We start from the raw sequence: 21,174 nt of genomic DNA on the forward strand, positions 1-21,174 counted from the left end.
CTTCCCGCGGTCGCGTACGGACCATCCTAGGAACAGTCGGGACCAAATCGGGGCATCGTGTTGTTGTGCACGGTGACGCCTTCCGAGCGCCGTCGCTCGACGGAGCCGGGGGAGCGTCAGCAGGAGGAAACGTGAGCAACACCTACCGCAAGACCCCCGAGGCGTTGAGCCGCCTCACCGACATCCAATACCGCGTCACCCAGCGTGACGGGACCGAGCGTGCCTTCGACAACGAGTACTGGGACAACCACGAACCCGGCCTCTACGTCGACGTCGTGTCCGGGCAGCCGCTGTTCTCGTCGACCGACAAATACGACAGCGGCACCGGCTGGCCCAGCTTCACCAAGCCGATCGAGCCCGACGCGGTCGCCACCAAGACCGACCGCACCCTGTGGATGCGACGCACCGAGGTGCGCTCGTCCGGCGCCGACAGTCACCTCGGGCACGTCTTCGACGACGGGCCGCGCGAGGCCGGCGGACAGCGCTACTGCATGAACTCCGCCTCGTTGCGGTTCATCCCGGTCGGCGAACTCGAGGCGGACGGGTACGGCGAGTACGCCGGCCTGTTCGGCGGCACGCACACCCCGGATTCCCACACCACCGACACCCAGGAGGAGAACGCATGACGACCGACACCGGCCAGATCACCGTCCGTCCCGGCACCGAGACCGCGGTCCTCGCGGGCGGGTGCTTCTGGGGAATGGAAGACCTGATCCGCAAGCAGCCCGGCGTCCTGGACACCCGGGTCGGCTACACGGGCGGACAGAACGACCACGCCACCTATCGCAACCACCCCGGTCACGCGGAGGCCGTCGAGATCGTGTTCGACCCGACCCAGACGTCGTATCGCGACATCCTGGCGTTCTTCTTCCAGATCCACGACCCGACGACGCGCAACCGGCAGGGGAACGATGTCGGCACGAGCTACCGCTCGGCGATCTTCCCGGTGACGCCGGAGCAGGAGCAGATCGCCCGGGACACCATCGCCGACGTCGATGCATCGGGGCTGTGGCCCGGCAAGGCGGTGACGACGATCGAGGAGCTGGGTCCGTTCTGGCAGGCCGAGCCCGAACATCAGGACTACCTGCTCAATTTCCCGAACGGGTACACCTGCCACTTCCCGCGACCGGGATGGGTGCTGCCGAAGCGGGACGCGGCGTCCACGCGGTGACGCGCGAGGCCGGCTGACAGTGCCGCGGCCCGTCGACGGTCGTGCGACAACGACCGTCGGCGGGTTCGCCGGCGTATGCTGAGGCGATGTAGCACTCTGCTACACACGTGGGAGGTCTGCGATGAGCACCGGTACGGACAAGGTGACCCGGCTGTCTGCCGCGTTGGTGACCGATGCAGCCCGAGAGGGTGCGCGAGAGCAGCGGTCGGCGCGGCAGCAACTCGAACACTGGGCGCGCCTCGGCCGCAGCGTCTCGCAGCGCACCACCTCGTCGCGTCAGCGGGTCGAGGCCGCGCTGGCGGGTGAACTGCCGGGAGAGGTGCTGACCGCAGAGGAAGCCGTCGTCTACGACGCCGAGATCGACGCGCACCTCGAAGCGCGGCTCGCCACCGACGACCACGTGGTTCGTCGTGCCTCGGCAGGGTTGTCCTCGGTGGTCGTCGATGACGCCGGACGGCTCGTCGAACACCGCCCCGACGGGACGAGCGTCATCCTCGGGCAGTGACTCCGCGGCTCGATCTGGTCGTCGGATGCAACGGCGCGGGTAAGTCGACGCTGGTCGAGCGTCATCTGCAACCCCTGCTGCATGGGCCCTTCGTCAACGCCGACCTGATCGCCCGGCAGCGGTGGCCCGACTCCGCGGAAGCCCATTCCTACGACGCCGCCCGGTTGGCGGCGGCGACCCGCGACACTCTCGTCGAGCGCGGCACCTCGTTCATCGCCGAGACGGTCTTCTCGCACCCCTCGAAACTGGAGCTCATCGAACGTGCGCATACCGCCGGATACCGAGTCGCGCTGCACGTCGTGATGATCCCCGAGGCTCTCGCGGTCCATCGCGTCCGGTTGCGCGTCGACAGTGGCGGGCACGCCGTCCCGGAGGCCAAGATCCGCGAGCGGTTCCGACGCCTGTGGCCGCTCGTCCGGACGGCCATCGCGCGGAGTGACCTGGCAACCGTGTACGCCAACGAGCGACCGGCCATGCGCATCGTCGCGCGGTATGTCGACGGTCTGGTCGCCGGCGTACCCGACTGGCCGGACTGGACGCCGGGTGCGCTGACGGATTCGGAGGCACGATGACTTCCCTCGATCGAGCTGGCCGGCTTCTCGTCGTCGGCGCCGTCAACGTCGACCTCGTGGTGGCGACCGACCGTCTGCCGGGGCCCGGTGAGACGGTCGTCGGTCCGACCGTGACTCGTCACGGCGGCGGCAAGGGCGCGAACGCCGCCGTCGCCGCGGCGCGTGCGGGTGCCGAGGTGCGGTACTGCGGCGCTGTGGGTTCCGACGACGTGGGCGCGAGCGCACTCACCGAACTGCGGGAGTCCGGTGTCGACGTGACCGACGTGGACGTGCTCGACGGCGTCGCCACCGGGATGGCGCTCATCGTCGTCGATCCGCACGGGGAGAACCAGATCGCGGTCGGGGCAGGCGCGAATGCCGTCCTCGGTGCCGACGAGGTCCGTGCCGCGGTCGGCCGCGCGGCGGGCTGGGCCGGCTGTGTCCTCGTCAGCTCCGAGATCCCGGCCGACGCCGTCGCCGCGGCGGTCACGGCGGCCGCGGCCCGGGGTATCCGATGCGTCGTCAACCCCGCCCCGGTGTTGCCGTCGACCGTCGACTTGATGACGTCGGCGCCGATGCTGACACCCAACTCCTCTGAACTGCGGGATCTGTACGGACTCGTCTCCGAGGGTGTGGCCGCGCCGGAGGTATCGGCGGCCGAACAGGCGACGGCGGTCGCATCCCGAACGGGCGCACCGGTTCTCGCGACCCTCGGTGCCGACGGCGTACTGATCGCCGACCCCGCGTCCGAGGTGATCTCGCTCCCCGCCGGTCGGGTCGGGCGGGTCGTCGACACGACCGGTGCGGGTGACACCTTCAACGGCGTGTTCGCGGCCGCGCTCGCCGCCGGCTCGACGGTCGTCGACGCGGCGAGACGTGGGGCCGCGGCGGCGTCGCTGTCCGTCGCCGCGGTCGGTGCCCGGACCGGGATGCCGAGCGACGACGAGATCCGCCGCGCGATGTGAGCGGAACCGGCCGGGAGGGGACCGCTAACGGCTCGCCGGTTTCGGCCGTTTCATGAACCGATGGTGGTCGTCGCTCGGCAGGAAGTAGTCGCCCTGCCCGCCCGCACGCAGCAGCGGCCGGGCGCCGGCCGTGTCGTACGTCTGGTCGTCGCGCAACAGATGGGTGGCGATGTGGATCTTGACCACCTCGCCCAGCACCATCCAGGTGTCGACGAGGTCGCCTGCAGCTGTGCGTAATGGGAAGGACTGGGTGGTTCGGCACTCGAAATTCACCGGACTCTCGCCGACCCGTGGCGGGGCCACGAGATCAGAGGCCAGGCGCGTCAGGCCGGCGACGTCGAATTCGTCCTCGCCGGCGGGCACCGCAGCCGAGGTGGCGTTCATCTGCTCGCCGAGGCCGTCGGTCGCGAGATTCCAGACGAACTCGCCGGACCCGATCGAGTTGGCGACGGTGTCCTTGTATCCGACGCTGGCGAAACCGACGACCGGCGGCGTGTAGTTGAAGAGGTTGAAGAAGCTGTAGGGCGCGAGGTTGCCGACGCCGTCGTCGGACACCGTCGAGATCCAGTCGATCGGCCGCGGCGCGACGATGGCATTCACCGGGTCGTGGGAGAGCCGGTGGCCCTGCGACGGCTCGTAGGAGTGGTAGGTCGTCACCATCGCCACGGTACGTCAGCCCGCCGCCCGTTCGCGTGCGTAAGGTAGGTGCGACCGACCACCGCGCACATCGACGATCGGGACCGCCGTGACCCTCTCCTCCGCCTCTGACCTGCGGACCTTCGCCAACCTTCGGGACCTGGGCGGCATGCGGGTCGCGGGCGGCGGCGTCACCGCCGCCAACGTGCTGATCCGCAGCGACGCCCCCTATCCCGACGACGAGGACCCCGTCGGCCTGCCCTGGCCGCCGGCGACCGTCGTCGATCTGCGCGACCCCACCGAGCTCGGCCGGATGGCCGTCACCTGGCCGCCGAACGTTCGCGTCGTGCACCGTCCGGTGTCCTCGGGTGCCCGCGTCGACCGCCTCGCCGACACCGCGCTCGTCGAGATCTACACCGCGATGATGCGCACGGGCGGGCATCGACTCACCGCCGCGCTGAACGAGTTCGACCCCGAGGGCGCGACGCTGGTGCACTGCGCTGCCGGCAAGGACCGGACCGGGGTGATCATCGCCATCGCGCTGTTGCTCGCGGGCGTCGACGAGGAAGCGGTCGTGACCGATTACCACCGCACCGAGGACGGCATCGCCGGGGTGTTCGCGCGTCTGCGGTCCCGCAAGCGGATCCCGGCGGGCACCACGCTGGACGCCCCGATCCTGCGCACCCCGCGTGAGGCCATCGAACTCGTCGTCGGGGACGTGACCGGTGTGCGCGGAGGTGCGTGGGGATGGTTCGAGGAGCACGGCGGCGACGTCGACCACTTCCGGGGCTGGGTCTCGAGGTTCGTGCGTCCCGAGGTCGAGGAGGCCGGGCGTGACTGACGAGAACACTGCGGATTCAGCGCAATTCAGCCCGGATGTCGTGGCAGCCGTGCTCGCGCACATGAACGACGACCACGCCGACGACTCGCTGCTGATCTGCCGTGTGCTGGGCGGGCGACCCGATGCGGTCGCGGCGCGGATGACCGGATTCGACCACGACGCAGCGACCTTCGACGCCACGGTTCCCGAGGGGGTCGTCGGGGTGCGGCTAGCCTGGGATCGCCCGGTCCGCGACCGTGGCGACGTCCGCACCGCGGTCGTCGCGATGTTCCGTGCGGCGCAAGAGCGTTCGGGCACATCGTGAGACGGATGCGCGCGACCGTCTGACATTCGCGGGCGTCCAGCGTGTCCGTAGCGACCCCGACGCGGTACCGGCGATAGTGACCCGTATGTGGAGGCAACTCGTCGGGCTCGGCGTGTTCGGTGCGGCAGTTGCCGCGCTGGGCGCCGCACTGTCCCAGGGCCGCCGAGGGTCGGTCGGTGGCCCCGACATCTGGATGGTGTGGGGCGCCGCTGATGCGGCGAGCTTCCCGCCCGACTCGGAAGCACCGATCATCGCGGCCGCCGCGGTCGGTGCGATGGTGGGTGTGCTCGCGGCAGTGGTGCTGTGGGCGGCGGGTGTCCGGTTGTCGGACCGGAGCGGACTGCGCCTCGGCCGGGTCATCGCGGCCGGGATGACGGGTGTCCTGGTCGGATTGGCGCCGGCGATCATACTGCTGGCCAACGCGTTCGCGGGTAACTCGGATGACGAGTACCCCGTCCTGGTCGTCTATGCCGCCAGCGGTGCGTTCGGGTACGTGCTGGTACTCGCCGGGATCTTCGGTGTGCTGCGGTTGTCCGGAGATGCGCACACCCGGGCGACCGTCCTGGCGACCGCGGTCGCACTCCCGGCCGGTGCCGTCCTCGCCACGGGCGCCGGCGTGGCAGTGGCCGGATGGTTCGGGTACACGACCACCACCTCCACGTGGGTTGCCGCGATCCTCGTGGTCGTGATGGTGCTCGCGGCCACTTTCGGGTTCGCTCGTGCGTGGGCCATGCGTCGAAGTGCCGAACCCGTGGCTCTCTGATGGCCTTCTGAGAAGCGACCGGGCGCAGAGGGCTGGTGGGGGTCGATCGTCCTGATCAGCTCGCTGGCCGGAAAGAGGCTGCAGCCACTGATGGTTCACCACACGACGAGCAACCAAGCGCTGGTCGGTGTGTTCCGGGCGTCCGCGGCGGAGCTGGGCCTGCACAACATCCGGGTCAACACCGTTCATCCCGGTGCGGTGATCACACCGATGGGGTCGGGTTCGATGGTCGAGCGGATCGAGCACCAACCCACGGCTCGCCGGTATGGGCATGACATTCCTCAATGAGTTCGCGGCCGAGCCCGGGGAGGTCTCGGACGTCGTGGCCTTTCTCGCCTCCCGACGAAGCGACGTTCATCACTGCAGAGGAGATCTCGATCGACATTGGCGCACAGCACTTCTGAGACTCGATCCCGCATTCTGCCTCTACGTACTCCCGCGCACGACGAGTTCGACCGGGAGGCGACGGGATTCGACGTCACGCCCGGCGGCGAGGTCGAGGAGGCCGCGTACCGCGGTCTCGCCGATCTCTCGAGCAGGGGAGCGGATGGTGGTGAGCGGCACGGGGAGTTGGGCGGCCACCGGGATGTCGTTGTAGCCGATCAGGGCGAGGTCATCGGGGATGCGGAGTCCGAGGTCGCGGGCGACACCGAGGACTCCGATCGCGACGGTGTCCGACACCGCGAAGATCGCCCGGGGGCGGTCTGGACGATCGAGCAGTGCGCGCCCGGCCGCCGTCCCGCCGTGAACCTCGAATTCGGAGGCGATGATGCGGTCGTCGGGCAGCGTGATCCCGGCATCAGCCAGCTCGGCGCGGAATCCGCGGAGCCGGTCGGTGGCCGTCGTGGCGTGGCCGGGTCCGCCGATGACGGCGAGGTCGGTGTGACCGCGTTCCAGGAGGTGCCGGGCGGCGATGCGTCCGCCGCGCACGTCGTCGCCGCCGACGAAGGGGAGTCCGGAGTCGGCGTGCCGGGTGAGCGTGAGCATCGGGAGGTCGCCGACCCGCAGGGATTCCACGAAGTCCCGGCCCGGCAGGTGTAGTCCGCTCAGCAGCAGACCGTCGACCTGCCGGCCGACGAGGAGTTCGATGGCCCGTCGCTGAGCGGCCTCCTCGTCGGGCGGGGACGACAGCAGGACCGAGTACCCGGCCCGGGTGGCGGCCTGTTCGATGCCCTGGTAGGTCGTGGCGACGACGCCGTCGGTGAGGCGGGTCATCACGACCCCGATCGTGGTGGTTCGGCGGGTCCGCAGGCTGGCCGCCCACACGTTGCGCTGGTACCCGAGTTGGTCGGCGACCTCCCGCACCCGCAGTGCCGACGCCGACCATCCGTCGGCGGGCTCGGACTGTCGCAGCACCCGGGAGGCGGTGGACACGTGGACGCCGGCACGCCGGGCGATCTCCTTCAGCGTGGGGGCGCGCTGACCACTGACCACGCTGATCCTCTCTCTTGCTGATTGACCCGACGGCCGTCGAACACCTACCTTAGGCGATGCAAACGTTCGTGCAAACGTTCTCGTCGACGGCCCCCGCCCGCCGCGAGTCCCATTCTCGACGGAGGTCCGCCATGTCCCGCACCAGCACGTTGACCCAGCTCTTCGCCCTGGACTCGTTGCTCGACGCCGACGAGATCGCCATCCGCGACAGCGTGCGGGACTTCGCGGCCTCGAAGTTGCGTCCGCACATCGCCGAGTGGTTCGAGGAGGCCCGGCTGCCGGCCCGCGACATCGCCCGCGAGCTGGGCGGGCTCGGAGCGCTCGGCATGCACCTCGAGGGCTACGGCTGCCCCGGGATGAGCGCGATGTCCTACGGATTGACGTGCCTGGAACTCGAGGCTGTCGACTCCGGCATCCGCAGCCTGGTCTCGGTGCAGGGCTCGCTGGCGATGTTCTCCATCCACCACTGGGGTTCGGAGGAGCAGAAGAACGAGTGGCTGCCGCGGATGGCGGCGGGCGAGGCGATCGGCTGTTTCGGTCTGACCGAGCCCGACTTCGGGTCCAACCCGTCGGGGATGCGCACTCACGCGAAGCGCGACGGCGACGACTGGGTGCTCAACGGAACGAAGATGTGGATCACCAACGGGTCGATCGCCGACGTCGCGGTGGTGTGGGCGCAGACCGACCTCGCCGACTCCCCCGGCGGCATCCGCGGGTTCGTCGTCCCGACCGACACGCCGGGGTTCTCGGCGCCGGAGATCACCAAGAAGATGTCGCTGCGCGCCTCGGTCACCTCCGAGCTCGTGTTCGACGACGTGCGCCTTCCCGCCTCGGCGATGTTGCCGAAGGCAGAGGGTCTGCGCGGGCCGCTGACCGCTCTCGGCGAGGCGCGCTTCGGCATCATCTTCGGCGCCATGGGCGCCGCCCGCGACTGCCTCGAGGCGGCCGTCGAGTACGCGCAGTCCCGTGAGGTGTTCGACAAGCCGCTGGCCGGCTACCAGATCACCCAGACCAAGATCGCCGACATGGCGCTCGAGGTGGGCAAGGGCCACCTGCTGGCCTACCACCTCGGCCGCCTGAAGGACCGCGGCGAACTCACGCCCGAGCAGGTCAGCACCGGAAAGCTGAACAGCACCCGCGAGGCGATCGCGATCGCCCGCGAATGCCGAACCATCCTGGGCGCGAACGGCATCACTCTGGAGTATCCGGTGATCCGGCACGCCAACAACCTGGAGTCGGTGCTCACCTACGAGGGGACCTCGGAGGTCCACCAGCTCACGATCGGGCGCGCACTCACCGGGTCGGCGGCGTTTCGCTGAGGCAGTCAGGCGCCTGGCGGTAACCACCGGCGCCCACGGAACGTGGCGCAGTGGGTTACGTTGGACGAGCACGCCGAACAATGCGCGTCCGTGGTCGTTCGCTCACGTCGGGCGTCGAAAGGGGTTCGACCATGACCGATCCGGCTGACGATGACGTTCACCGCAAGATCGCGGATCTGGCGCGTGAACTCCACGGCGACGACTCCGACGAGCAGGTTGCGAAGACGATCGTCGAGAACGCGCTGGTCGACATCCCCGGAGTCGCGTACGCCGGCCTCACCGTCGCAATCGACCGAAAAGCGATCGCGTCGTTCGGGTCAACGCACGACGTTGCCGACGTACACGACCGCATCCAGGCGGAACTCGGTGAGGGACCGTGCATCTCGGCGGCGCTCGCCGATCGCATCGTTCGGGTCGACGACCTCGAGAATGAGCAGCGCTGGCCCGACTACCGCCGCCGCGCGCTCGTCGAGACGCCGATTCGTTCCGTCCTGTCGTTCCAGCTCTTCGCCGACACCACGGCGATCGGGGCACTGAACCTCTACGCCGACGAGCCGTTCGCCTTCGACCTCCACGCCGAGGACATCGGCGTGGTCTTCGCGACGCACGCCGCCCTCGCGTGGAACAAGGTGAAGAAGGACAAGCAGTTCCACAGCGCCCTGGCCAACCGGGACGTCATCGGTCAGGCCAAGGGCATGCTGATGGAACGGTTCGACATCGACGCGGTGGCCGCCTTCGACCTGCTGAAGCGCCTGTCGCAGGACTCGAACACCAAACTGGTCGACATCGCGCGTCAGGTCACCGTCACACGGTGATCAGGGTTCACTCGGTGACGGTGAACTCCATCGTGCTCGGCCCGACCTGATCCTGGGTCAGAGCGCGTCCCGCGTCCTCGATGGACTCGAAAGTCTTGACATACGGCGCCATTCCGCAGAGTTCGAGGGGGCGGGTCACCGCGCGGCCACCCACGACCACCACTGGGACGAATCGGCGACCGGCGTCGTCGATGAACGAACGCAGGAGCACCAACCCGACGGTCCCGAAGAAGTTCAGGCCCGAGAAGTCGAGGACGATGCCGTCGACGGGGCCGCTGATCACGCGGTCGAGAGCGGCGGCGAAGTCGGCCGCCGAGTCGCGGTCGACGCTGCCGGAGAAGCCTTGCACGCAATACGATTTCGGGGAGACCAACTGGTGGGAATGGGCCTTCGGCGCGGACTCCGCGGTGGGATCGAACGCCGAACGGAAGATGGTCGAAGAGGTGAGAGCCATGATGTTCTCAATTCAGTCAAGTGCGTCTGGCCACGACCGTCACTTCTGGATCGGAAGCCTTGGTGCTGCGCCGAATCGGCGCCAGTACCCCAAGTTCACGATCACCCGGTGAGGGGGATTGGACGTGATGGGTGGAAAGCGAGAAGGCCCTGGGCGCCTAACGCTTAGGACGCAGCTTCTACCTGAACCGCATCTCTTACCCTACGTTGCCAAGGCATTGCCTACAAGGTTGTGCCGAGTTCGGCAGCTTCTTTGCGGTCTGTTCCTGCCACGCAACGCCCTGACCAGCCGACGACCGGTGCGGCTGGACGTCGTCGGGAGACCGTGGTTGGCTGGACTCGGATATGCGTCGAACCCGTGCGCACATCAGTCCTGTTCTGGATGCGGCACGAGGTCTGCGCATCGATTCTCGAGCTGTCTTCGAAGTCTGGTGGTGAGAATGGCGTCGGGTGACCGGGGCGATCACGACGATTACAGTGACGTCCTTCCTTCTCTTCGGGAGATGCACGAGGAGAAGGACGACGATCGCCGTGCCCGGCTGCGGGAGGACGTCATCGCGAGGTGCCTACCTTTGGCAGACCATGTCGCCAGGCGCTTCTCGGAGCGCGGCGAACCCATCGACGATCTGCGTCAAGTGGCGCGGATCGGCCTCATGCACGCCGTCGACCGCTTCGACGTCGAACGCGGCAACAACTTCCTCGCCTTCGCGGTTCCCACCGTGATGGGCGAGGTGAAGCGTTACTTCCGGGACAGCACCTGGTCCATCCGGGTGCCACGCCGAGCCCAGGAGGCGTCGCTCAACATCGCCAAGGCGAGCGAGGAGTTGCTGCAGTCCCTCGGACGGTCACCGCGCCCGAGCGAGATCGCCCAGCACCTCGGGCTGCCCGTCAGCGAGGTGATCGAGGGCATGGTCGCCCGGTCGGCCTACACGGCGAGCTCGATCGATGCCGAAGCCGGTTCCTCGACCGACGGCTGGACGCTGGCCGATACCCTCGGCGACGAGGACGCGCGACTAGAACTCGTCGAAGAATTCGTCACGCTGCAGCCGGCCCTCGAGCGGCTGACCGAACGTGAGCGCACCATCCTCACCCTACGGTTCTTCAAGTCCATGTCGCAGAGCGAGATCGCGCGTCAGGTGGGGATCTCCCAGATGCATGTGTCGCGCTTGCTGACGCGGATTCTCGAAACCCTGCGGTCCGAGGTCGTCGTCGACGAGGACGACACCGGGGACGAGGGCGGCGGCGGCACTTCACAGGGCGACGGCGAGCGTGCCGCGACGAAGGGCCGCGGCACGCCAAGCGGGTTCACGGCTTGAGAATGACCTTGACCATCCCGTCGTCCTTCTTCTGGAAGGTCTCGTAGGCCTGCGGGGCCTCGCTGAGCGGTAGTTCGTGGGTGGCGAAGGTGTCGACGCCCAACGGGTCGTCGTCGGTCAGCAGCGGCATGATGTCGTCGACCCAGCGCTTCACGTTCGCCTGACCCATGTGCAGCCGGATCTGCTTGTCGAACATGGTCAGCATCGGCAGCGGGTCGGCCGCGCCGCCGTACACCCCGGAGAGCGAGATCGTGCCGCCGCGTTTGACGATGTCGATCGCCGAGTAGAGCGCGCCCAGCCGATCGGTACCCACCTCCGACATCGCCTTGCGGGCGACGGCGTCCGGTAGCAGGCCGACGACGCTCTGCAGCGCCTTGTTGATCGGCGACCCGTGGGCCTCCATGCCGACAGCGTCGATGACCGAATCGGTACCCAGTCCTCCGGTCAGGTCGCGGATGGCGTCGCCGACGTTGTCGACGGCGTCGAAGTTCACGGTCTCGATGCCGCGGGCCTCCGCCCGCGCGAGTCGCTCGGGCACGCGGTCGACGCCGATGACCCGCGCTCCCTGGTGCGTGGCGATGCGGGCAGCCATGTCGCCGATGGGGCCGAGGCCCAGCACCGTGACGGTTCCGCCCTGGGGGATCTCGGCGTAGGCGACGGCCTGCCAAGCCGTCGGCAACACATCGGAGAGATAGACGTACCGCGAGTCGGGCTTCTCCAGCGGCACCTTGATGTGGGTGAACTGGGCCTGCGGCACGCGCAGGTACTCGGCCTGCCCGCCGGGGACGGAGCCGTAGAGCTGGGAGTAGCCGAACAGTGCGGCGCCCGTCCCCTGTTCGGTGACGCGGGTCGTCTCACACTGCGTCATGAGTCCGTCGTGGCAGAAAAGACATGTGCCGCAGGCGATCTGGAAGGGGATGACCACCCGGTCGCCGACCCGCAGGTCGCCGGTGTCGCTGCCCACCTCCTCGACGATCCCCATCGGCTCGTGCCCGAGGATGTCGCCGGCCTGCATGAACGGGCCGAGAACTTCGTAGAGGTGGAGGTCCGACCCGCAGATGTTGGTCGAGGTGACCTTGATGATGGCGTCGGTGGGCTCGATGATCTTGGGGTCGGGCACGGTCTCGACCGACACGTTCCGCTTGCCCTGCCAGGTGACTGCACGCATTCTCTAGGCCTTTCCGTTGTCGGCTCGACGCTCGTCGCGAATCTCCTCGAGGCGGTCGTCTCGTCCTCGTTCACTCTTTCCGGCGTGTTCCACCGGGAAGTCGTGGAACCGCTCCTCATAGCGTTCGGCTTCCTCGGCGGTGGTCTCGGGCTGGATCGGGTCCTGATGGGCCCGATCGCCGTCGCGGGCTGCGCGACGTCGCAGCAGGACACGGCTGCCGATCAGCAGTCCGATCGCGAGCAGACCCAAGACGACGGCGCCGACCGCAAGCCACACCGTCCCATCGCGGTCGCTTGCACCGGCGGCGATGGCGATGCCGGCGAGCACCAGCATGAGTCCGAGGCAGACGAAGCCGAGTAGGCCGACGGCCTTCAGTCCTCGCGACTTTCGTGCCGGGCGCCGGGCGATGGCCTCACGCGACGCGACTTCTCGTTCGGGTGTCAGATCTGGCATGGTGCACTCCCTGCGCTGTCTGGTCGGGGCTCGGTGGCCGGCGTGCTCGACACCGGCCTCGGTGCGGATGGTTTACCGCGAGCGGCCGGCGATGAAACGTCGCCTCACCGCGACCGCGGTCGTTCATGGGACGGATGGAGACGTGAATCTCATCGAGTCATGATCTGGGTAAACGCTCTGCTAACGTGTCGACACGTGTTCGGGGGGCACGTTCAGCGCGGCAAGGTCCCCGGCCGCGGTTTGGAACACGGAATCACGGGGCACTCATGACCAGACCAGCCGAGATCGGCACCACCAATCAACGGGCGAAGAAGACTCATTTGATGACCGATTCCGACGCGACGTCCCAGCTATCGATCGACGGCGGTACGCCGACGGTCCTGCGGGTTCCGGCCGCCACCGATCGTCTCGCGCTGGTGCGCGCTCTGGTCGAGACCGCGCTGTACATCGACGACTGGGCGCTTGACGACGTCATCGACGCCAAGGTGGCCGTGGACGAGATCTGCTCGCAGATCATCTCCGCCGCCGCGGAGGAGTCGTCCATCGAACTGACTCTGCACATGTCGTCGCAGGGCGTGATCGGCGAGATCCGGGGCGAGCTCGTCCCGGACGTGACCCTGAAGCAGTCGACTTTCGGATGGCGGATCGTGCAGACCGTCACCGACACTCACACGATCTCCTACGACGAACCGCTCCCGGGTGCCGCCTCCCGCGGCGTCGTCATCGGGTTCTCGAAGTTCCGTCGCTGACCCGGAGCCACTCGTCGCCTGCGGTGTCGTAGGAGACCAGGCCGCGGTCGGCGAACGCGCGCAGCCACCCCTCCATGGGCCAGTTGCCCCATCGTCGGTGGAACACCCGTGCGTTGCGGAGGATGTCCGCAAGGTGTTCGACCGGCGGGTTCGAGACCGGATGGTGCTGGTGGTAGGCGTGTGCGCCACCAACCCAGGCGATCCGAAACCCGTTGTCGCGCGCGGACATCGCGAAGTCCGTGTCCTCGCCGCCGTAGCCGCGGTAGCCGGGGTGGAAGCCGCCGAGGGCGAGCCAGTCGGTAGTCCGGACGGCGAACGACAGCGACCAGAAGAGCATCAGCTCCGACGAGAGTTGTGTCTGCCCGGTTCCCGGTGACGGACGCGCCGGGTGCGGATCGGTGAACCGGGCGAGCTCGCGCGCATCGAAGGTCGGCTGGTCGCAGGGGAGGTAGGTGACCGGGCCGCAGTAGAGGACTTTCAGGTCCGGTGTCGCCGTGCATGAGCGGAGGTAGCGCTCGAGCATGTCCGGGCCGGGGATGCAGTCGACGTCGAGGAACACCAAGAGCGAGGCCCCCGCGGTCATGGCGGCCGTGGCGCCGGCGTTCCGGGCATCGGCGAGTTGCAGGGTGTCCGGGTCGTCGTTGGCGAACCGGATGACCTCCACCGGATGACCGTCGGTGACAGATGTGATGTCGGGGTCGTCCATGGCCACCACGTAGTGCAGGTCGGGCCGCCGGGTCGAATGGGCGAACGCCGCGAGTTGTCGTCGAAGGTGGCGGTGCCGCCCCGACACGATCGTGATGACGGCGACCACCTCGGGGACGCCGGTCATCGGTGCGCGACCGCCTCGATCGCCCGCGCCGCACGTTCGGCGGCGCCCGCGGTGTGCCACCGCGACCACTCCGGCGACGAACTCCCGGCGGTGTCGAGAATCGAGCGCCAGCGTTCGGCGGACGGCCATGACGACGTGACGAGGGCGAGTTCGGAGCGTGCGAGGGTGTTGCCGGTTGCCCGTTGTTCGGCGAAGGGTCGGTCCTCGGGGATGACCACCGCCGGGCGCCCGGCCGCGGCGGCGTCGGCCACGCTTCCCTGACCCGCGCCGATGACGGTCACCCGCGCACTGCACAGGAAGGGCCACGGGTCGTCGACCCAGGTGCCGAAGGCGGGTCCGAGTCCGACGACGGTGTGCTCCGGGAGCTCCTCGCCGAGTGTGGTCGCCGGATGCGGGGCACCCGGTACCCCGCCCGCGCCGGTGACGACGAGGATGTCGGCGGCGAAGGTGGGGTGGGACACGGGGAGTCGTCCGTCGAACCGCGAGATACCGCCGGTGAAGACCGTTTTCGGCAGATGCTCCCGGAGCCAGTCCGGTTGATACAGCTCGGCGGGCCAGGGCGCGATGATCGCATCGGCCGCCCGGTAGGCGAGCTGATGCGGCAGATCGTCGCGAACGCCGGGCTGCGCCGTCACGATCACCGGCACGCCCATCAGCCGGAGGAAGAGGGTGACCTCCACCGATACGTCGACGACGACGGCGGCCGGTCGGCGCGTCTCGACGAACTCGGCCAGCTGCGCCATGCGTGTGCGTAGTCCGCCATCGTGCCGTGGTGCCCAGTGCAGCAGGCCGCCGGCGTCGACGTCCCGCGGCTGCGGGTCGGAGTCGTCGCGCTCGAGCGTGATCACCTCGCTGAACTCCGGGGCGGTCAGCGACGCACTGGTCAGCGCGACGACGTCGGTGCCGAGGTGGCCGGCGACGGCGGTGGCCCGGGAACAGTGTCCGCGGCCCTGATGGTGGACGTAATAACCGATCACACCCCGACCTCCCGGGGGATCGAGGAGTCGGCCAACGGCCGCCCGGCGACCAGATCGGCGTAGATGTCGAGGTACCGATCGATCATCGCGATGTCCGAGCAGTGGTCCTCCGCGCGCCGACGCACGAGGCCCCGGTCGAGGGTGAGCGCATCGTCCACAGCGAGGGCCAGCGCGTCGATGTCGCCCGGAGGCACGAGGACGCCGGCGTGCTCGCCGACGATCTCGGGGATACCGCCACGGGCGAAGCACGCCACCGGGGTGCCGCAGGCGAGGGATTCGGCCACCACGAGGCCGTAGGGCTCGTCCCACACCGGGGTCACCAGGGTCGCGCCGCAGGAGCCGACCAATCGCGCCAGGTCGTGCTGGTGGAGGTGTCCCTCATAGTGGACGAGCCCGCCCAGCGACGGGGCGATCTGTTGCTCGAAATACCTTGTGTCGCTGATGGGTCCGGCCAACCGGAGTCGACGGCCCGCGCGCTGGGCGGCCTCGATCGCGAGGTGGGCGCCCTTCTCCGGTACGAACCGGCCGAACCACACCAGGTCGTCTCCGCCGGGGCCGGCGGGCCAGCGGTCCAACTGAACCCCGTTGTGCACCACCGGGATCTCGCCGAGCACATGCGACCAGGACTGTGCCGTGTGCCGACTGACGGCGACACAACGCGTACCGGGCGCAAGGGTCAGGGCCGACTCGAGCCACGGCGTCGGCGGGGTGTGCAGCGTGGTGACCATCGGGGTCTCGACGGCCGGACCCATGGCGACCGGGAGGTAGTGCAGGCTGTGATTGTGGATCACGTCGTAGTCGCCGGGGTTGTTGGTGAACGACAGCATGAGCGACAGGTACGCGTGATGATCCTGCAGTGCTTCGAGTTGGGGCATCGACACATCCGAGCGTGCGGCCGCGGAGGGCTCGAACAATTCGCCGCGCAGGCGATCCGAGTCGACCGGTAGATCGCTGCCCGCGCCCGCGAACAGCGTGACCTCGTGACCGGCGAGGGTGAGGGCGCGAGTGAGATGCCAGACGTGGGCCTCGAGTCCGCCCGCGAACGGCTGGGCGATCGGGTAGCGGCTCGATGCGACGATGGCGATCCTCAACGTGTCACGCATCCAGAGCCCTGGTGTAGAGGGCGGCGTGCTGTTCGGCGAGCGACTCGCGCTGCGCGCGCCGGTCGGGCCATGAGGCAGCCGCGGGACGAGCCGAATAGGCCTCTGCGAGGGCAGAAACGAGTGAGTCCGGATCGAAGGTGTCCTCGGTGAACCCGAAGGACAGGCAGTCCTGCTGCTCGCGGTAGAAGCCGCAGCTCGGCGCGATCACGGTGGTACCGAGATCGTGGCAGGCCTCGAGCCACCCGGAGTGGGTTCCGAATCGGTACGGCAGCACCGACACGGACACGCTCCGCAGATAGTCCCACAACTGATCATCGGTGAAGTACTCGTGCACGAGCACGCGGGCATAGGGGTGCCGGGAGAGTGCCAGCGCAGTGGTGCCGAAGTCCGGGTTGTACGCATGCTTCCCGGGGACGAACACCTCGTCGTGGAGGTTGATCTGGACCGTCATGTCCGGGTAGTCCGCGGCCGCCTCGAGCAGGGTCATGATCACCGGCAGCGGATCCATGTTGGCGCGAATGCTCTTGGCGTGCACCCCCACCACGAAGTCGTCGGCGTCCGGCGAGCGCGGGCCGAATCGGCCGGGCGGCACGACATGCGGATGAGGCAGCACGGTCGCCTCCCGCTGCCAGCGGCGCGCGATCTCCCGGGAGACGCCGGGGGTCAGGGTGATGACCTCATCCGCCGCCGGTACGAGGATGTCCAAGACCTCCTCGTGGCGCCCCGGTTCGGCGTGGTGCGGATTGCGCAGATCGTGCAGCGTGTACACGAGTGGTTTGCCGTGGGTGCGCAGCTCGTCGATCACCTTCGACATCTCGGCCGGCTCGACGGCGTCGAACCCGAAGTGGAGATGGAAGACGTCGAACTCGTTGTGATTGCGGGCAATCCACGCGGGGTCGAGCATGAGCGGGGGCCACCAGCCGCCCGGCACCTTGGCGCCGTCGGCCGGAACCGGGTCGGGCAGGCGGACGACCGAGACCGGTCCGGTGTCGAGCCCGCTGACCGTCCCGTTCAGCGGCGACAGGTGGCGGACGTACACATGGGAGTGCGGCGCCGACGCGACGCGCACGCGGGTCGCACCGCCCCTCCCCGAACCGAGGCCCGCCGACATCGTCGACAGACCTCGTGTCGTGTTCGACCCCGTTGTCTCGAGGGTTGCTGTTCCGACTGGCTGCGCACTGCTCACTGCCACATCCGTTCACTAGGGTCGCAACGGCTGTGTTCTCAACCGGGCCTGCACGATCGCGGCTTCGGCGAGCCGCAGATGACTGCCGGTTTCCGGCACCTATCTCGTGCCGGTCCGGATACCCCGGAATGTCGGCGGTGAAACCGCCCGTGGACGCGATGAACGGTGGTGCGTCGGTGCTACTTCGAGGACGAGGCGTTCTCGTTGTCGGAGCGGTGTGCGTTGAGCAGCAGATGGTCGAACGACTGCCGGACCGGGTCCGGTAGCACCACGTATCGGTGGACGCCGGTGACGATCGACCGCGCGAGCTCGTTCACCTTGACGTTGGCCGTCTGCGAACGCCAGCGCATGACCTCGAACGCGCGATCGGCGCTCACGCCGTAGGCCAGCGAGATCATGCCCTTGGCCTGCTCGATGACGCCCTGGTGCTCGCGGAATCGCGCGACGTGCTCGTCGACGCGGTCCTTGACGGCCTTCTCCTCGATTGCCGTCAGATCGAGATAGAACCCCTCGGCGCCGATCACGGCGCCGGATTCGTCGGTGAGTTGCTGCGACACCACCGCGACGTGGCGGACCTCACCTTTGGTGTCGACGATGCGATGACGGCTCGAGAACGGGATCCGGCGGTCGAGCATCGTCGCGAGCAGCTCTTCGAACGACTGCCGGTCGTCCGGGTGCTTGTGCCCCGCGATCAGCTCGGTCGTCGGAGTGACCTCACCGGGCCGGTAACCATGCATCTCGGCGACCTCGTCGGACCACTCCCATTCCTGGGTGTCGAAGAGGAACCGGAAGCTGCCGACGTGACTGATACGGGACTCGCCGGCGGTGTGATCGTTGGCGTCTGTCACCCTCACCCCTACAAACCACAAATCAACAGGAATGCCAGCGGTCTCGGGCGAAAGATGAGCTTACCTGGCTGACGCATTTGGCGGGAATCGACCCGGTGCGTGTCCCGGGGCAGGACTCGCGGAGATCGTTTCGGTGGCGTGTCGGCCGGGTATGTGCGGTACCCCGGGCCGGCGGTGAAACCCCGACCCCGACCGACACCGATCTCGGCTACGGCCAGGAGGACGAGAATGAGTACCGACAACGTGGGCGACAGTGCGACAGCGGCATCTGAGGGCATCAACCCCGATCTGACGTCGACAGCCGGTTTCGAGGATCTCGACGAGGACCGGCTCGGTCAGGACCCGCTCGAGGAGGGGATGGACCCGCCCGAGGACTGGTCGGCCAGTGATCGGACCGGCATGACCGCCCGGGAACAGCGGGAAGGCGAGTCCCTCGACGAGAAACTCGACCAGGAGATCCCCGACCAGAACCCCTGACGACGTCCGCGCCCCGGTCCGCGCCGATGTTTCCGCACGCTTCTCAGCGGGCACCATCTCGACCATGAGCGACCAGAACCCCGAGCACGAACCGAAGACGATCTCCTACCCCGGTGAGACCGACGAGATGGGCGAACGCCCCCGGGACGAAATGCGCGACTATCGCGGCCGCGATCTGCTGGCCGGCAAGACCGCCCTCATCACGGGCGGCGACTCGGGTATCGGTCGCGCGGTCGCGGTCGCCTTCGCCAAGGAGGGCGCCGATGTCGCCATCGCCTACCTGGAGGAGGACAACGACGCCCGCCACACGGTCGAGCTCATCGAGGCCGAAGGACGGCAGGCCCGCGCGTACCGCGGCGACCTCGCCGACCCGGCGCACTGCGCCGACATCGTGAAGCGGACCGTCGACGAGCTCGGCGCATTGGACATCCTGGTGAACAACGTCGCCTATCAGGAGATCGTGGACGACTTCCTGGAGCTGACGCCGGAGCAGTGGCGACGCACCTTCGACGTCAACATCGACAGCTTCTTCCACACCACGCGAGCGGCGGTGCCGCACCTGACCGGCGGCGGCGCCATCATCAACACGTCGTCGATCAACGGTCTGCGTGGCAACGACAGCCTCATCGACTATTCGGCCACCAAGGGCGCGGTGCTGGCCCTGACCTACTCGCTGGCGCAGGCGCTGATGGAACGGAAGATCCGCGTGAACTGCGTCGCGCCGGGCCCGGTCTGGACGCCGCTGATCCCGGCGACGATGCCGGCCGAGGCGGTCAAGGACTTCGGCACCCAGGCGCCGATGGGACGGGCGGCCCAGCCCGACGAGATCGCGCCGTCGTACGTGTTCTTCGCGGCCGAGCAGCTCTCGTCGTACTACACCGGCGAGGTGCTGGCCCCGATCGGCGGTGAGACGCTGCCGGGGTAGGCCGTCGGGTCAGGGCACCGGGAGCGGCGCCAGGCTGTTCCCGCGCGGCAGCGAACCGCAGTTGCTCTGCGTCGGGGCACCCGCGAACCGCTCGGTGAGGTACTGCAGTGCCAGCGGTTCGAACGGGAGGAACGCCTCCTGATGGGTCAGGCCGTTGAGCTGCCGGTAGGTGATGTCCACGCCGCGTGAGCAGTACTCGTTCGCGAGGCCGATCACGTCACCGGTGATCATCAGGGTGTCCCCGATCGCGTTGTAGTGGCCCACCGCGAGAAGCATCTTCGTCGACGGGGTGCCCGACCGTCCCATGATGTTGTCGTTGATCGCCCGCACCACCTGCGGGACGTCGAGCAGGCCGGTGTACGGCGGCCTGACCATGTCCGCGCTGGTGAGTCCCGGATACTTCGACGCGAACTCCGAGATGCACTCGTCGCTGACGTCCTGGGCGACCTGTCGGCCGCGGGTCGAGAGGAACGTCGAGGTGTCGAGCCGGTAGGTCCGCTGGTAGGCGACCACGAGCGCCGGGATGACACCCGCCCACTTCGCACTGCCGTTGATGTAGGGCAGGTTGTGCGCGAGGTCCACCGGCAATCCGCCCGCGGCGGCGCCGACGATGTTCAGTTCGGGCGCGTAGCGCGGCGCGACCTCGGCGCCGAACTGCGTGGGGATGGACCCGCCGGAATATCCGACGAGGCCGACCGGGGTCGACCGCGGCAGCCGCAGGAACGACTGTGCGGCGCGGACGCCGTCGAGTGCGGCATAGCCCGACTGCCGGCCGATGGTCCACTGCAGCTTCTCACCCTCGTAGTCCGGGACCACGACGGTGTACCCAGCGGCGAGATAGCCTGCGATGACGCCCTGTTCGGCGGTCGCGGTGCCGTTGGTGTAACCCCCGCTGAGTGTGTACGACGGATCGCACTGAGACCCGAGCGCGTCGTAGGCCATGTGGTACGAGACCAGGCGCGTCGGCCCCGGGGTCAGCGGTCGCAACACGGTGGCGACCGTCACCACGCTCTCGCCGAACTGGTCGGTGGTGCGATAGAGCACCTGCGAGCCGGTGATCGGGGTGGACATCGTGGGTGTCTGGAACCGCATGGGACGGCTGCGGAGCACCGCTCCGGGAGCCACGCCCGACAGTGAGGCGTCGTAACGGTAGAACGGGTCGGCCGACGGCAGTGGCGAGCCCGGCCCGGGTGCGGCCTGGGCGGGGGGCGTGCCCGCGAACACGCCGAGCAGCACGCCGACGACCACACCGATGACACCCACGCGCAGCCAACTCGTGCGCACCCCGAACGACATGGCTCATCTAAGCATCGAACGGGCCGTCCCGTCCGGGAAAGGCATGCTACCGGTCGGGTCGCTCAAACATGGGATGTTAGGTTGTTT

General features: G+C 68.5%; 25 protein-coding genes and 1 pseudogene. 15 read left to right on the forward strand and 11 right to left on the reverse strand.

Annotation, left to right across the window (positions count from 1 at the left end):
- Positions 1–131 precede the first annotated feature (131 nt).
- From msrB to ACFVHY_RS14970, 5 genes are all read left to right on the forward strand, one after another.
- A complete protein-coding gene (msrB, locus tag ACFVHY_RS14950) occupies positions 132–626 on the forward strand; it encodes a peptide-methionine (R)-S-oxide reductase MsrB (protein ID WP_390273092.1) in 495 nt (164 codons plus the stop codon).
- Positions 623–1,171, forward strand: a complete 549-nt coding sequence (msrA, locus tag ACFVHY_RS14955; RefSeq protein WP_390273095.1) for a peptide-methionine (S)-S-oxide reductase MsrA — start codon at positions 623–625, stop codon at positions 1,169–1,171. Before msrB ends, msrA begins: the two co-directional genes overlap by 4 nt.
- 121 nt (positions 1,172–1,292) lie before the next feature.
- A complete protein-coding gene (locus tag ACFVHY_RS14960; protein ID WP_390273098.1) occupies positions 1,293–1,676 on the forward strand; it encodes a hypothetical protein in 384 nt (127 codons plus the stop codon).
- Entirely contained in the window at positions 1,673–2,248 is a 576-nt protein-coding gene (locus tag ACFVHY_RS14965) for a zeta toxin family protein (RefSeq protein ID WP_390273101.1), read from the forward strand. The genes ACFVHY_RS14960 and ACFVHY_RS14965 overlap by 4 nt, the downstream gene beginning before the upstream one ends.
- Positions 2,245–3,192, forward strand: a complete 948-nt coding sequence (locus ACFVHY_RS14970) for a PfkB family carbohydrate kinase (RefSeq protein WP_390273104.1) — start codon at positions 2,245–2,247, stop codon at positions 3,190–3,192. The genes ACFVHY_RS14965 and ACFVHY_RS14970 overlap by 4 nt, the downstream gene beginning before the upstream one ends.
- Before the next feature lie 24 nt (positions 3,193–3,216).
- On the opposite strand, the gene ACFVHY_RS14975 is transcribed toward ACFVHY_RS14970, so the two are convergent.
- A complete protein-coding gene (locus ACFVHY_RS14975; protein ID WP_390273107.1) occupies positions 3,217–3,849 on the reverse strand; it encodes a flavin reductase family protein in 633 nt (210 codons plus the stop codon).
- 88 nt (positions 3,850–3,937) lie between these two features.
- On the opposite strand from ACFVHY_RS14975, the gene ACFVHY_RS14980 reads away from it, so the two are divergent.
- From ACFVHY_RS14980 to ACFVHY_RS14995, 4 genes and pseudogenes are all read left to right on the forward strand, one after another.
- Positions 3,938–4,669, forward strand: a complete 732-nt coding sequence (locus tag ACFVHY_RS14980) for a tyrosine-protein phosphatase (protein ID WP_390273109.1) — start codon at positions 3,938–3,940, stop codon at positions 4,667–4,669.
- Positions 4,662–4,973 (forward strand): DUF2470 domain-containing protein, encoded by a 312-nt coding sequence (locus tag ACFVHY_RS14985; RefSeq protein WP_390273112.1) that lies wholly within the window; start codon positions 4,662–4,664, stop codon positions 4,971–4,973. The genes ACFVHY_RS14980 and ACFVHY_RS14985 overlap by 8 nt, the downstream gene beginning before the upstream one ends.
- Positions 4,974–5,058: 85 nt before the next feature.
- A complete protein-coding gene (locus ACFVHY_RS14990; protein ID WP_390273115.1) occupies positions 5,059–5,736 on the forward strand; it encodes a hypothetical protein in 678 nt (225 codons plus the stop codon).
- Positions 5,737–5,775: 39 nt separating this feature from the next.
- Positions 5,776–6,140 (forward strand): annotated as a pseudogene (locus ACFVHY_RS14995) (SDR family oxidoreductase); the annotation flags it as partial.
- Positions 6,141–6,162: 22 nt separating this feature from the next.
- Here ACFVHY_RS14995 and ACFVHY_RS15000 read toward each other — a convergent pair.
- Positions 6,163–7,170 carry a LacI family DNA-binding transcriptional regulator gene (locus ACFVHY_RS15000; RefSeq protein ID WP_390273118.1) on the reverse strand — a complete coding sequence of 336 codons (1,008 nt, stop codon included), beginning with the start codon at positions 7,168–7,170 and terminating at the stop codon, positions 6,163–6,165.
- A 131-nt stretch (positions 7,171–7,301) separates the two neighbouring features.
- Between ACFVHY_RS15000 and ACFVHY_RS15005 the strand changes: the two genes are divergently transcribed.
- Together ACFVHY_RS15005 and ACFVHY_RS15010 are read left to right on the forward strand one after the other, a co-directional pair.
- Complete coding sequence (locus tag ACFVHY_RS15005) at positions 7,302–8,489, forward strand: acyl-CoA dehydrogenase family protein (RefSeq protein ID WP_390273121.1); 1,188 nt, start codon at positions 7,302–7,304, stop codon at positions 8,487–8,489.
- Between the two features lie 131 nt (positions 8,490–8,620).
- Positions 8,621–9,304 carry a GAF and ANTAR domain-containing protein gene (locus ACFVHY_RS15010; RefSeq protein ID WP_390273124.1) on the forward strand — a complete coding sequence of 228 codons (684 nt, stop codon included), beginning with the start codon at positions 8,621–8,623 and terminating at the stop codon, positions 9,302–9,304.
- 7 nt (positions 9,305–9,311) lie between these two features.
- Here ACFVHY_RS15010 and ACFVHY_RS15015 read toward each other — a convergent pair whose 3' ends face one another.
- On the reverse strand, positions 9,312–9,758 hold the full coding sequence (locus ACFVHY_RS15015) for an STAS domain-containing protein (protein ID WP_065632496.1): 447 nt from the start codon (positions 9,756–9,758) through the stop codon (positions 9,312–9,314).
- A gap of 439 nt (positions 9,759–10,197) precedes the next feature.
- Between ACFVHY_RS15015 and ACFVHY_RS15020 the strand changes: the two genes are divergently transcribed.
- The gene (locus tag ACFVHY_RS15020) at positions 10,198–11,073 is read left to right on the forward strand and encodes an RNA polymerase sigma factor SigF (RefSeq protein WP_390273127.1); all 876 of its coding nucleotides are present in this window, start codon (positions 10,198–10,200) and stop codon (positions 11,071–11,073) included.
- Here the strand turns inward: ACFVHY_RS15020 and ACFVHY_RS15025 are convergent.
- Together ACFVHY_RS15025 and ACFVHY_RS15030 are read right to left on the reverse strand one after the other, a co-directional pair.
- The gene (locus tag ACFVHY_RS15025; protein ID WP_390273130.1) at positions 11,063–12,241 is read right to left on the reverse strand and encodes a zinc-dependent alcohol dehydrogenase; all 1,179 of its coding nucleotides are present in this window, start codon (positions 12,239–12,241) and stop codon (positions 11,063–11,065) included. The genes ACFVHY_RS15020 and ACFVHY_RS15025 overlap by 11 nt on opposite strands.
- A gap of 3 nt (positions 12,242–12,244) precedes the next feature.
- Positions 12,245–12,694, reverse strand: a complete 450-nt coding sequence (locus ACFVHY_RS15030) for a hypothetical protein (protein WP_068970830.1) — start codon at positions 12,692–12,694, stop codon at positions 12,245–12,247.
- A gap of 323 nt (positions 12,695–13,017) precedes the next feature.
- On the opposite strand from ACFVHY_RS15030, the gene ACFVHY_RS15035 reads away from it, so the two are divergent.
- Positions 13,018–13,443, forward strand: a complete 426-nt coding sequence (locus ACFVHY_RS15035) for a hypothetical protein (protein ID WP_058249946.1) — start codon at positions 13,018–13,020, stop codon at positions 13,441–13,443.
- Here the strand turns inward: ACFVHY_RS15035 and ACFVHY_RS15040 are convergent.
- The 5 genes from ACFVHY_RS15040 to ACFVHY_RS15060 all read right to left on the reverse strand — a co-directional run bounded on the left by ACFVHY_RS15040 (position 13,415) and on the right by ACFVHY_RS15060 (position 18,389).
- Complete coding sequence (locus ACFVHY_RS15040) at positions 13,415–14,275, reverse strand: glycosyltransferase family 2 protein (protein ID WP_390273133.1); 861 nt, start codon at positions 14,273–14,275, stop codon at positions 13,415–13,417. The genes ACFVHY_RS15035 and ACFVHY_RS15040 overlap by 29 nt on opposite strands.
- Positions 14,272–15,252 (reverse strand): hypothetical protein, encoded by a 981-nt coding sequence (locus ACFVHY_RS15045; protein ID WP_390273136.1) that lies wholly within the window; start codon positions 15,250–15,252, stop codon positions 14,272–14,274. Before ACFVHY_RS15045 ends, ACFVHY_RS15040 begins: the two co-directional genes overlap by 4 nt.
- On the reverse strand, positions 15,249–16,355 hold the full coding sequence (locus ACFVHY_RS15050) for a glycosyltransferase family 4 protein (RefSeq protein WP_390273139.1): 1,107 nt from the start codon (positions 16,353–16,355) through the stop codon (positions 15,249–15,251). Before ACFVHY_RS15050 ends, ACFVHY_RS15045 begins: the two co-directional genes overlap by 4 nt.
- Positions 16,348–17,466 (reverse strand): glycosyltransferase family 1 protein, encoded by a 1,119-nt coding sequence (locus tag ACFVHY_RS15055; RefSeq protein ID WP_390273141.1) that lies wholly within the window; start codon positions 17,464–17,466, stop codon positions 16,348–16,350. The genes ACFVHY_RS15050 and ACFVHY_RS15055 overlap by 8 nt, the downstream gene beginning before the upstream one ends.
- Positions 17,467–17,720: 254 nt before the next feature.
- Positions 17,721–18,389 (reverse strand): PAS and ANTAR domain-containing protein, encoded by a 669-nt coding sequence (locus ACFVHY_RS15060; RefSeq protein WP_058249731.1) that lies wholly within the window; start codon positions 18,387–18,389, stop codon positions 17,721–17,723.
- Positions 18,390–18,617: 228 nt separating this feature from the next.
- On the opposite strand from ACFVHY_RS15060, the gene ACFVHY_RS15065 reads away from it, so the two are divergent.
- Together ACFVHY_RS15065 and ACFVHY_RS15070 are read left to right on the forward strand one after the other, a co-directional pair.
- Positions 18,618–18,866, forward strand: coding sequence for a hypothetical protein (locus ACFVHY_RS15065; protein WP_390273144.1), 249 nt, complete (start codon positions 18,618–18,620; stop codon positions 18,864–18,866).
- 64 nt (positions 18,867–18,930) lie between these two features.
- Positions 18,931–19,791, forward strand: coding sequence for an SDR family oxidoreductase (locus ACFVHY_RS15070; RefSeq protein ID WP_259935351.1), 861 nt, complete (start codon positions 18,931–18,933; stop codon positions 19,789–19,791).
- Between the two features lie 9 nt (positions 19,792–19,800).
- Here ACFVHY_RS15070 and ACFVHY_RS15075 read toward each other — a convergent pair whose 3' ends face one another.
- Positions 19,801–21,087 (reverse strand): lipase family protein, encoded by a 1,287-nt coding sequence (locus ACFVHY_RS15075; protein ID WP_390273148.1) that lies wholly within the window; start codon positions 21,085–21,087, stop codon positions 19,801–19,803.
- Positions 21,088–21,174: the final 87 nt, after the last annotated feature.

The sequence above is a fragment of the Gordonia sp. NPDC127522 genome (assembly GCF_042672305.1).
Taxonomy (GTDB): Bacteria; Actinomycetota; Actinomycetes; order Mycobacteriales; family Mycobacteriaceae; genus Gordonia; species Gordonia hongkongensis.

Excerpts from the sequence above, each read along its gene's own strand:
- ACFVHY_RS14990 (WP_390273115.1), top strand. The coding sequence starts at position 5,059 with ATGTGGAGGCAACTCGTCGGGCTCGGCGTGTTCGGTGCGGCAGTTGCC.
- ACFVHY_RS15055 (WP_390273141.1), bottom strand. The coding sequence starts at position 17,466 with ATGTCGGCGGGCCTCGGTTCGGGGAGGGGCGGTGCGACCCGCGTGCGC.
- ACFVHY_RS14970 (WP_390273104.1), top strand. The coding sequence starts at position 2,245 with ATGACTTCCCTCGATCGAGCTGGCCGGCTTCTCGTCGTCGGCGCCGTC.
- ACFVHY_RS15005 (WP_390273121.1), top strand. The coding sequence starts at position 7,302 with ATGTCCCGCACCAGCACGTTGACCCAGCTCTTCGCCCTGGACTCGTTG.
- ACFVHY_RS15075 (WP_390273148.1), bottom strand. The coding sequence starts at position 21,087 with ATGTCGTTCGGGGTGCGCACGAGTTGGCTGCGCGTGGGTGTCATCGGT.
- ACFVHY_RS15020 (WP_390273127.1), top strand. The coding sequence starts at position 10,198 with ATGGCGTCGGGTGACCGGGGCGATCACGACGATTACAGTGACGTCCTT.
- ACFVHY_RS15015 (WP_065632496.1), bottom strand. The coding sequence starts at position 9,758 with ATGGCTCTCACCTCTTCGACCATCTTCCGTTCGGCGTTCGATCCCACC.
- ACFVHY_RS14960 (WP_390273098.1), top strand. The coding sequence starts at position 1,293 with ATGAGCACCGGTACGGACAAGGTGACCCGGCTGTCTGCCGCGTTGGTG.
- ACFVHY_RS15050 (WP_390273139.1), bottom strand. The coding sequence starts at position 16,355 with ATGCGTGACACGTTGAGGATCGCCATCGTCGCATCGAGCCGCTACCCG.
- ACFVHY_RS15065 (WP_390273144.1), top strand. The coding sequence starts at position 18,618 with ATGAGTACCGACAACGTGGGCGACAGTGCGACAGCGGCATCTGAGGGC.
- msrA (WP_390273095.1), top strand. The coding sequence starts at position 623 with ATGACGACCGACACCGGCCAGATCACCGTCCGTCCCGGCACCGAGACC.
- ACFVHY_RS15070 (WP_259935351.1), top strand. The coding sequence starts at position 18,931 with ATGAGCGACCAGAACCCCGAGCACGAACCGAAGACGATCTCCTACCCC.
- ACFVHY_RS15025 (WP_390273130.1), bottom strand. The coding sequence starts at position 12,241 with ATGCGTGCAGTCACCTGGCAGGGCAAGCGGAACGTGTCGGTCGAGACC.
- ACFVHY_RS15010 (WP_390273124.1), top strand. The coding sequence starts at position 8,621 with ATGACCGATCCGGCTGACGATGACGTTCACCGCAAGATCGCGGATCTG.
- ACFVHY_RS15030 (WP_068970830.1), bottom strand. The coding sequence starts at position 12,694 with ATGCCAGATCTGACACCCGAACGAGAAGTCGCGTCGCGTGAGGCCATC.
- ACFVHY_RS15040 (WP_390273133.1), bottom strand. The coding sequence starts at position 14,275 with ATGACCGGCGTCCCCGAGGTGGTCGCCGTCATCACGATCGTGTCGGGG.
- ACFVHY_RS15035 (WP_058249946.1), top strand. The coding sequence starts at position 13,018 with ATGACCGATTCCGACGCGACGTCCCAGCTATCGATCGACGGCGGTACG.